This window comes from Streptomyces pratensis (assembly GCF_037137275.1).
Lineage (GTDB): Bacteria > Actinomycetota > Actinomycetes > Streptomycetales > Streptomycetaceae > Streptomyces > Streptomyces pratensis_B.
The window spans coordinates 1-1,039 of record NZ_JBBBEN010000043.1 but is presented as its reverse complement, the minus strand read 5'-3'; the positions used below and the strand labels follow the sequence as shown (position 1 = coordinate 1,039).

Here is a 1,039-nt window from a genome sequence, read left to right as displayed (position 1 = left end):
TCGGCGGGCTGCGATGCCGGGTCGCCGTGGTCGCTCGTAGTCCACGAACGACCCCGAAGACGGCGCGAGGCCCCGGTGCACGAACACCGGGGCCTCATTTCGGGCCGTCCCACCTGCTAGGGAGAACACGACCCATGTTGACCATCGCTGCACTTCAGGCCGTTGTTACGGCCAACCCGTTCGACAGGGAGCCGTCGGACGCCGAGCTGGACGCGATCGACACGGAGATGCCGCTGATTCTGGCGGAGGTGGCCCTGCTGGACGCGCAGATCATGACCATCGACCACACCCCGACCGAGCTGGACGAGCGGCGTATCCGGCGGGCCCGTCGCCGGGTGCTGGCCGCCCGCCGGGACCTGACCAACCGCACCACCACGGTGGCTCTGCCGGGCGGTGCGGCATGAGTGACACCGCCACCATCGCTGTCCGGCGGGCGCTGCTGCTGGTGTTCGGCGGTATCGCCCTGACCGTGCTCGGGTCCTCGCTGGCCACCGCCACCGGCCGTCCGGTCTGGCGGGTCGTCGCGGTCGTCGGCTGCCTCGTTCAGGCTGCCGGGTGGGTGCTCTACGTCCGCCGCACGTGGGGCGGTGCGGCATGAGTGCGCCGACGATGAGCGGGCTGTCCGCTGCGGTCACCGTCCTGGCGTCGGTCGTGGCACGGTTCCCGGATCTGCCGGCCGTCGATGTCCACTTCTCCACCATCTTCCCCGACCAGGTGGAGCTGTCGGCGCACAGCGGCCTGGCCGCGTTCGAGGCGTGGCGTGAGGCCCTGGGCATCGACCCCTGGGCCGTTGTTCTCGGTGTTCAGAGCGGGGGCACCACCCACCGTCTGAATGCTCGCACCGTGTTCACGGGGGTCCGGCTGTGCTTGGTCGGCTACTCCGAGATCGCGGTGCCCGTTGCGGGTCTGGGGGTGGCGTCGTGAACGCTGTTCAGATCCGTTCAGCGGAACGCGCCCTGTCGGTCGGGACGTGGTTGATCGTGGGCGGCGCGATGCTGTTCTCCATCCTCACGGTCACCCCGCTGATGGAGCGCCACAG

Annotated in this window: 3 protein-coding genes and 1 pseudogene; all 4 read left to right on the top strand. The window is 70.0% G+C overall.

All coding sequences use genetic code 11. The features are described from left to right. Positions 1 to 134 precede the first annotated feature (134 nt). Positions 135 to 404, top strand: coding sequence for a DUF6284 family protein (locus V9U70_RS00505; RefSeq protein ID WP_336672384.1), 270 nt, complete (start codon positions 135 to 137; stop codon positions 402 to 404). Then, a complete protein-coding gene (locus V9U70_RS00500; protein WP_336672383.1) occupies positions 401 to 598 on the top strand; it encodes a hypothetical protein in 198 nt (65 codons plus the stop codon). The genes V9U70_RS00505 and V9U70_RS00500 overlap by 4 nt, the downstream gene beginning before the upstream one ends. Beyond that, positions 595 to 924, top strand: coding sequence for a hypothetical protein (locus tag V9U70_RS00495; protein WP_336672382.1), 330 nt, complete (start codon positions 595 to 597; stop codon positions 922 to 924). Before V9U70_RS00500 ends, V9U70_RS00495 begins: the two co-directional genes overlap by 4 nt. Continuing rightward, positions 921 to 1,039, top strand: a pseudogene (locus tag V9U70_RS00490) (DUF2637 domain-containing protein); the annotation flags it as partial. The gene V9U70_RS00495 and the pseudogene V9U70_RS00490, both read left to right, overlap by 4 nt.

Bases quoted from the DNA above. Each gene is read 5' to 3' on its own strand.
- V9U70_RS00500 (WP_336672383.1), top strand. From the start codon at position 401: ATGAGTGACACCGCCACCATCGCTGTCCGGCGGGCGCTGCTGCTGGTG.
- V9U70_RS00495 (WP_336672382.1), top strand. From the start codon at position 595: ATGAGTGCGCCGACGATGAGCGGGCTGTCCGCTGCGGTCACCGTCCTG.
- V9U70_RS00505 (WP_336672384.1), top strand. From the start codon at position 135: ATGTTGACCATCGCTGCACTTCAGGCCGTTGTTACGGCCAACCCGTTC.